At 58.2% G+C, this 7,891-nt stretch carries 7 protein-coding genes; 3 read left to right on the top strand and 4 right to left on the bottom strand.

The annotated features are described in order from the left end of the window. The 3 genes from VNM72_09875 to VNM72_09865 all read left to right on the top strand — a co-directional run. On the top strand, positions 1-212 hold a 212-nt coding region (locus VNM72_09875; protein HXF05711.1), incomplete at its 5' end, for a 6-carboxytetrahydropterin synthase. Between the two features lie 28 nt (positions 213-240). Next, positions 241-1,194, top strand: a complete 954-nt coding sequence (locus VNM72_09870; protein HXF05710.1) for an ornithine cyclodeaminase family protein — start codon at positions 241-243, stop codon at positions 1,192-1,194. 117 nt (positions 1,195-1,311) lie between these two features. Continuing rightward, complete coding sequence (locus VNM72_09865) at positions 1,312-2,169, top strand: amidohydrolase family protein (protein ID HXF05709.1); 858 nt, start codon at positions 1,312-1,314, stop codon at positions 2,167-2,169. 125 nt (positions 2,170-2,294) lie between these two features. On the opposite strand, the gene rho is transcribed toward VNM72_09865, so the two are convergent. The 4 genes from rho to VNM72_09845 form a co-directional block, all read right to left on the bottom strand. Continuing rightward, on the bottom strand, positions 2,295-3,548 hold the full coding sequence (gene rho, locus VNM72_09860) for a transcription termination factor Rho (GenBank protein HXF05708.1): 1,254 nt from the start codon (positions 3,546-3,548) through the stop codon (positions 2,295-2,297). 210 nt (positions 3,549-3,758) lie between these two features. After that, entirely contained in the window at positions 3,759-6,188 is a 2,430-nt protein-coding gene (lon, locus tag VNM72_09855; protein HXF05707.1) for an endopeptidase La, read from the bottom strand. Positions 6,189-6,218: 30 nt separating this feature from the next. Continuing rightward, on the bottom strand, positions 6,219-7,451 hold the full coding sequence (clpX, locus tag VNM72_09850; protein HXF05706.1) for an ATP-dependent Clp protease ATP-binding subunit ClpX: 1,233 nt from the start codon (positions 7,449-7,451) through the stop codon (positions 6,219-6,221). Positions 7,452-7,505: 54 nt separating this feature from the next. Further along, positions 7,506-7,891, bottom strand: a 386-nt coding sequence (locus VNM72_09845; protein ID HXF05705.1) for an ATP-dependent Clp protease proteolytic subunit, incomplete at its 5' end; no start/stop codon positions are given.

Here is a 7,891-nt window from a genome sequence, read left to right as displayed (position 1 = left end):
TCCTGGCCGAGAGCGACCCGCTTCTCCCGATACTTCGAGAGCAGGGAGTGGAGTGTTACGTCATGCAATCGAACCCGACGGCTGAAGCTATTGCGAGAATGATCTATGAGTGTGCGCTGTCGCAGGGATTCCCGGTGGTGGAAGTGACCGTGTGGGAGACGGAAACTTCATTTGCCACATACCGATCGGATCGTGGCCGGAAGGGCTCCTGATCGGTAGGCCGATGAAGAGGTCTTGCCAATGACGCTCGTCCTCACCGAGCACGAGGTACGAACATTATTGACGATGGAGATGGCGCTGGAGGCCGTCGAGAGTGCCTTTCGTCAGCTCGACCGGGGGCAGGCGACAAACACCCCGCGCCATCGCGTGCGCATTCCCGGATGCACGCTTCATGTGATGAGCGGGGCGCTCGTCGCTCAGAGGATCCTCGGGCTTAAGGCCTACACGGTTACGCGAGAGGGGGCCCGGTTTGTCGTTTTGCTCTACGATGGCGAAGGAGGGGAACTTCTCGCTCTCATGGAGGCGGACGCGCTCGGGCAGATGCGCACGGGTGCCGCGAGCGGCGTTGCTACCAAGTATATGGCGCGCGCCGATGCTGCAACGGTGGGTATCCTGGGAACAGGGTGGCAGGCCCGGAGTCAGCTCGAGGCCGTTTGCGCCGTCCGACCGATCCGTCAGGTGCTGGCCTTCAGTCGCCGACCGGAACGATGTCGAGCCTTTTGTTCCGAAATGAGTGAACGGCTCCAGGTTACTGTGCATCCGGCGGCGGGGCCGGAAGAGGTGGTGCGTTCTGCCGACATCCTCATTACGGCGACGACCTCCCGCGAACCGGTCTTCAAGGGCGAGTGGCTGTCTCCCGGCGTCCACATCAACGCCATCGGGGGGAATGCTCTAATCCGTCGAGAGGTGGACGAGGAAACTCTTCGTCGTGCGGACCGTATCGTCGTTGATTCTAGAGATCAGGCGAAGATCGAGTGTGGCGAATTTCTCGTGGCCATCGAGAAAGGGATTCTCTGCTGGGAAGCGATCCACGAGTTGGCCGAGGTGGTGAGCGGCCGGCTCCCCGGACGAGAGGACGCATCCCAGATCACGCTCTTCAAATCTCTGGGCATTGCCATCGAAGATGTCGCCGTCGGCCTGAGAGTCTACGAGCGAGCGATCCGCGAAAATGTCGGCGCACATCTTCCGAGCTGATGAGCTTCAGGCGACGCTGAGTGAGCGATGGCCACATCCCGCGGGGGATCGTCGGACGAACCACGCCGGAGAGACGCGATCGGGCTCCGACCACGAGGAATTAATCAGGAGAGAGTCATGACTGAACTCGGCTATGGCGTCGTTGACATTCATGTTCACATCATGCCCTGGCGGATGATCAAGCCCAACATCCTCCAGATGATGCAGGGAAGCCGAAAGGACCTGGAAACTCTCGATCCGATCATGAGCGATCCCGACCGCTTCATCGAGCTTCTCGATGAAGCGGGAGTGGAGAAGGCCGGACTCATCAATTACACGAGTCCGGACGTAATGGGATTCACCGATGAGGTGAACGAATTTTCCGCTCGCTATGCCCGTCGCTATCCTGATCGGCTGATTCCTTTCGGATCGGTTCATCCCCGGTTCACCCGCGATGCGGCCGCGGACATGGATCGCCTCGTTGACCTGGGCATCAGGGCTATCAAGATTCACCCGCCGCACCAGCTCATCTATCCCAATGACTACCGCAACGGACTGAAGGCGCTGGAGACGATTTATGCGAAGGCGTCGGATTACCGCTTGCCAGTGATGATCCACACCGGGACGTCCATCTTTCCGGGAGCCCGGAACAAGTATGGCGACCCGATCTATGTTGACGATGTGGCAGTGGATTTTCCCGATTTAACCCTCATCATCGCGCACGGAGGCCGGCCGCTGTGGATGGAGACAGCGATCTTTCTCGTGCGGCGATTTCCCCGGGTTTACCTGGACATTTCCAGCATCCCTCCGCAGTACCTTCTCCGGTACTTCCCTCAATTGGAGAGGGTGGCTGACAAAGCTCTCTTCGGGAGTGACTGGCCGGGGCCCGGAGTGCCGAGCATCAAGGCTAATATCGAGAACTTCGTTGCCCTGCCTCTCAGCGCCGATGCCAAACGAAAGATTCTGCGGGACAATGCCCTGGCGATGTTTCGCTGAGTCGGTTGCTGTAATAGAGATGGCTCAAACAGACGGGCTGCCTCGCAGAAGTGCCAATCGGTCCCCACGGGTCGCGTTTCAAAGCATCGGCAAAGGTCAGGCGAGGAACTTCTCGGGCGCGCCACTTATTGAAGAGACTGCATGGAGGCGAGAAATTCCGCATTGGATCGAGTCTTGGCGAGTTTCTCCAGCAGGAGTTCCATCGCTTCCACTGGTGAGAGCTGACTGAGCACGCGACGGAGCACATAGATGCGGTTGAGTTCGTCGGGGGAGAGCAGCAATTCTTCCTTCCGTGTTCCCGACAGCAACAGGTCAACGGCCGGGAAGAGGCGCTTGTCGGCCAGCCGCCGATCCAGATGAATTTCCATATTGCCGGTTCCCTTGAACTCCTCGAAAATGACGTCGTCCATCCGGGAGCCGGTGTTAACGAGCGCCGTGGCGATGATCGTCAGCGAGCCTCCTTCTTCGACCTTTCGTGCCGCTCCGAAGAAGCGTTTGGGACGCTGGAGGGCGTTAGCGTCGAGGCCGCCCGAAAGAACGCGACCGGACGAGGGCACGGTGGCGTTATAGGCCCGCGCCAGACGAGTGATCGAGTCCAACAGGATCACGACATCTCGGCCATGTTCGACAAGTCGCTTGGCTTTCTCGATGACCATCTCGGCGACGTGAACGTGACGGGCGGCGGGTTCGTCGAAGGTGGAGCTGATGACCTCTCCGCGAACCGATCGCATCATATCGGTCACTTCTTCCGGTCGTTCGTCAATGAGCAAGACGATGAGGACGATCTCCGGGTGGTTGCGGGAGATGGAATTGGCGATGTTTTGCAAGAGCATGGTCTTACCCGTTCGCGGGGGCGAAACGATCAATCCGCGCTGTCCTTTCCCGATGGGCGTGAGCATGTCCAGAACCCGCGCCGAGAGATTGTCCGGTCCGACTTCCAGGCGAATCCGCTCATAGGGGTGAAGCGGAGTGAGACTATCAAACGGGACCCTCTCCCGATGACGTTCGGGTGGTTCGTCGTTGATCGCTTCGACCTTAAGAAGGGCGAAATACCTTTCGCCATTTTGCGGAGGACGCACCTGACCCGCGAGGATGTCACCCGTTTGCAGGTGGAATCGGCGAATTTGTGAAGCGGAGACGTAGACATCGTCGGGTCCCGGGAGATAGCTGTACTCTGATGAGCGTAAGAACCCAAACCCATCAGGAAGGCATTCCAGGACGCCTTCAGCAAAGATATAGCCATTACGCTCGGTTTGAGTCTGCAAAATCTTGAAGATGAGGTCGTGCTTCCGTAGAGTGCCCGCTTCGGGGATATTGAGGTCGCGAGCAATCTGCGTCAGCCGGGAGATACTCATCTCCTTAAGCTGAGCGATCTCCAGCGCCATAGGCACCTCCTGTGGGATGTTGAGTACAGTTCCGGTAGGATGTGGGCATCCCGCGCCTGAGTCATTCGGACGCTGACGTGTCGCGTCGGTGTCTCGGTGGAATCCGATTCCTGTTAAATGTGATTTTGGCGTCGGCGACAAAGGGCTCCGCCCGTTCTCCGGTGTTACCGCATCAGGCTCGGAGCCGCTCCGTAGGTACTCTCATCACTCGGCGATATGGGGCGCATCTGGATGTGTCCCTGGAGGCTGAGCCCATACCGGGTGAGTCGGTTCTGAATCATCGCGTGATCGGAACGTTCCTTCGAGGGCTAGAGGGAGAACCTCATCCATCGTGTCAACGAGACGGATGTTCATCTGTGCGCGAATATCATCGGGGATGTCCACCAAGTCCTTTTCGTTTTCCTTGGGGAGAATGAGCGTTGTAATTCCCACCCGATGGGCGGCCAGGAGTTTCTCTTTAACGCCGCCGATGGGCAGGATCTTCCCGCGAAGGGTAATTTCCCCGGTCATGGCCACATCACACCGAACCCTGGTTCGCGTGAGTGCCGAAATGAGAGCCGTGGCGATGGTGATTCCTGCCGAGGGGCCGTCCTTGGGGATCGCCCCCTCAGGGATATGGACGTGAATATCAAGCTCTTTATGGAAATCGGCTGCGATGCCGTAATCGCTTGCCCGGGATCGGACGTAGCTGATGGCGGCTTGAGCCGACTCTTGCATTACGTCGCCGAGTTTGCCGGTCAAGGTTAATTTGCCGCTTCCGGGCATGAGGGTGACCTCAATCTGCAACACATCGCCTCCGAATTCCGTCCAGGCCAGCCCGGTCGCCACACCAATTTCGGCTTTATCGGAGAGAAGAGTGGAGCGGTATCGTTCGGGACCGAGATAGGTTCTGACCGTCTCGGGATGAATCACTTCGTGAAAGCTCTCCCGGTTGAGGTCTGAGCTGACGAGCTTCCGTGCGACCTTGCGGCAGATCGAGCCGATCTCGCGCTCGAGCTGACGGACGCCGGCTTCCCGGGTATAGCACTGAATGAGCGTCTGAATGGCGGGATCCGTGAACTCGATCTGGCTCGATGCGAGTCCGGTAGCTTTCATCTGTTTGGGAATGAGGTGGCGCTTGGCGATTTCCAGTTTCTCGCGTTCGGTGTAGCCCGGGATGCGAATGATCTCCAGCCGATCCTGGAGTGCCGGAGGAATAGTATGGGTCACGTTGGCCGTGGCAATGAACATGACCTGAGAGAGATCATACTCGACATCCAGATAATGGTCCTGAAACATGTGGTTTTGTTCGGGGTCGAGGACCTCCAGAAGCGCCGCTGCGGGATCGCCCCGAAAATCCACTCCCAGTTTATCCAGTTCGTCGAGCATGATCAGCGGATTGATGGTTCCCGCCTTCCGCATCATCTGGATGATTTGTCCCGGCAGGGCCCCGATATAGGTTCGCCGATGTCCCCGGATTTCAGCTTCGTCCCGGACGCCGCCCAGACTGAGGCGGACGAATTTTCGCCCCGTAGCTTTAGCGATAGAGCGCCCCAGGCTGGTTTTCCCTACGCCCGGGGGACCGACGAAGCAGAGGATTGATCCCCGAGGGGTCTCCACCAACTGACGAACCGCGAGATATTCGAGAATGCGTTCCTTGACCTTTTCCAGTCCGTAGTGATCGGCATCGAGGACGGATTCGGCGTAACCCAAATCACGAATTTCTTCCGATCTCTCTTTCCAGGGGACGGCGAGGAGCCAATCAATGTAGTTGCGGGAGACGGTGGCCTCGGCCGACATCGGGGGCATTTGTTCAAGCCGCCGCAGCTCGGCCATCGCTTTGTCATAGGCGTCCTTGCTCATACCCGCCGCTTCGATCTTCTGCCTCAACTCCTCCAGTTCCGCCCGCTCATCTTTTCGACCGAGTTCCTTGTGAATGGCCTTGAGTTTCTCGTTGAGGTAGTACTCTCGCTGAGCTTTCTCCATCTGTCGTTTCACGCGATTGTTGATCACCCGGTCAATCTGAGCCTTTTCCACTTCTGTGTCGAGGATCTCGATCAAGCGGGCCAGGCGTTGAGAGGCGGAGGTGGTCTCCAGCAGGCTCTGCTTGACGTCCACTTCCAGTTTAAGCCAGTGGGCGAGCAAATCGGCCACCTGCGAGGGATCTTGAAGCCGGAGGACATGACGGAGGGTCTCGGCATCAGGATAGTTCTGACAGTATTGGTCGAGGGATGCGCTGAGGCGGGTGAGCAACGCCCGGATCTTCGTCCCATCTTCGACATCGGGCACGATCCGACGGACGGAAGCCATGAAGCAGCCTCCTTCCTGCACGATGGTCAGGGCGCGCGCTCGCTGACGCCCCTCCACCTCCACCGTGATGTTCCCATCGCTCCGGCGGAGGCTCCGGGTGATATAGGCAATGGTACCGACGCGATAGATCTGATCCGGCGTTGGCTCATCAACGGTCGCGTCGTGCTGTGACGCGAGAAAGACCATGCGATCGCCCGCCAGAGCCTTCTCCAACGCGATAATGGATGATCGCCGTCCGATGAGGAATCGGGCCGGAGGCGCATGGGGAAAGATCACGACGTCGCGAATCGGGACCAGAGGATAACGCACAATGTCTTTGGGTGTGAGATCGCTGAATTCGTCCATCATTGGCTTTCTCTCATCCGCCTCACCGTTCTAAACGGCCTTCTTTTCCAGCAGGCGCGCGGTGATCGAGCGGTTTTCCACCATTTCCCGGGTTACGACGAGTTCCTTGATTTTCTTCTGCGACGGTAGCAGGTACATCGCGTCGAGCATCAGCTCTTCCAGGATCATTCGCAGACCTCGTGCTCCGACCTTTCGTTGGAAGGCCTCGCGGGCGATGGCGCGGAGCGCGTCGTCGGTGAACCGCAGCTTGATGTTGTCATACTCGAATTGCTTCTGATACTGCTTGGTGATGGCGTTCTTGGGCTTGGTGAGAATCTCCACCAGAGCATCTTCGTCCAATTCGTGTAGCGCGGTGATTACCGGCAAGCGTCCGACGAATTCGGGGATGAGGCCAAACTTGATGAGGTCCTCCGGCTGAACTTTGAAGAGCAGATTATCTCGCCACTTCTCGGAACTCGTGCGGATCTCGGCGCGAAAACCGAGCGAGCGACTCCCCAGACGGCGCTCGATGATTTTCTCCAGGCCGACGAACGTCCCGCCGCAGATGAAGAGAATATGGGTCGTATCAACGGGAATGAAATCCTGATGAGGATGCTTGCGCCCCCCGTGTGGAGGGACATTGGCGATCGTCCCCTCGAGGATCTTCAGCAGAGCCTGCTGGACACCTTCGCCGGAAACATCGCGGGTGATGGAGGGATTGTCATCCTTTTTGGAGATCTTGTCGATCTCGTCAATATAAATGATTCCGTATTGGGCGCGTTCGACATCGCCTCCGGCCGCCTGGATGAGGCGCAGGAGGATGTTTTCCACATCTTCACCGACGTAACCGGCCTCGGTCAGGGTAGTGGCATCAACGATGGTGAACGGAACATCGAGCATCCGGGCCAGCGTTTGAGCGAGCAAGGTCTTTCCCGTTCCGGTGGGGCCGATCAGGAGGATGTTGCTCTTTTGAATCTCCACGTCGCTCTGATAGCGACTCATGGCCACGCGCTTGTAGTGCTGGTAGACGGCGACGGCGAGTTTCTTCTTGGCCTCCTCCTGGCCGATCACATATTGGTCGAGGAATTCCTTGATCTCCAGCGGCTTCGGGAGTCGCGGTTGATGCGGGGGCTCAGCCGGAACGTCGTTGGCCATGATCTCGTTGCAAATGTCAACGCACTCGTTGCAGATGTAGACGGTCGGCCCGGCGATGAGTTTTTTAACTTCGTTCTGGCTCTTTCCGCAGAAGGAACAACGCAGCAGTTCGTCGGATTTTCGCACCATGACCCCTCTCCACGTGTCGTTGCTGACGGTCGCCTGGTCGCGTTCGAGTGAGGTTCACTCGCCGCGATGAGTGATGACATGATCAATGAGCCCGTAGCTGACGGCTTGTTCGGCCGTCATGATCAAATCTCGTTCGACGTCGCGCTCAATCACTTCGAGCGGCTGACCGGTGTGTTTCGCCAGCACGGATGAAATCAGATGCCGAACACGTAGGATCTCTTCGGCGGCAATCTTGATGTCAGTGGCCTGTCCCGAGATGCCGCCGGCATGAGGTTGATGGATGAGGATTCGAGAATTCGGGAGGGCAAACCGTTTCCCTTTTGTTCCCCCGGCCAGGAGCACGGCCGCCATCGAGGCCGCCTGTCCAATGCAGATCGTCTGCACATCGGGCCGGATGAACTGCATCGTGTCGTAGACGGCCAGACCGGCGGTGATGGACC

It is taken from the genome of Blastocatellia bacterium (assembly GCA_035573895.1).
GTDB lineage: Bacteria > Acidobacteriota > Blastocatellia > HR10 > HR10 > DATLZR01.
This window is presented reverse-complemented; position numbering and strand designations above follow the sequence as displayed.

What these genes read in the sequence shown, in the direction of transcription:
- clpX (HXF05706.1), bottom strand. Translation starts at nt 7,451, where the DNA reads ATGGTGCGAAAATCCGACGAACTGCTGCGTTGTTCCTTCTGCGGAAAG.
- lon (HXF05707.1), bottom strand. Translation starts at nt 6,188, where the DNA reads ATGGACGAATTCAGCGATCTCACACCCAAAGACATTGTGCGTTATCCT.
- VNM72_09865 (HXF05709.1), top strand. Translation starts at nt 1,312, where the DNA reads ATGACTGAACTCGGCTATGGCGTCGTTGACATTCATGTTCACATCATG.
- VNM72_09870 (HXF05710.1), top strand. Translation starts at nt 241, where the DNA reads ATGACGCTCGTCCTCACCGAGCACGAGGTACGAACATTATTGACGATG.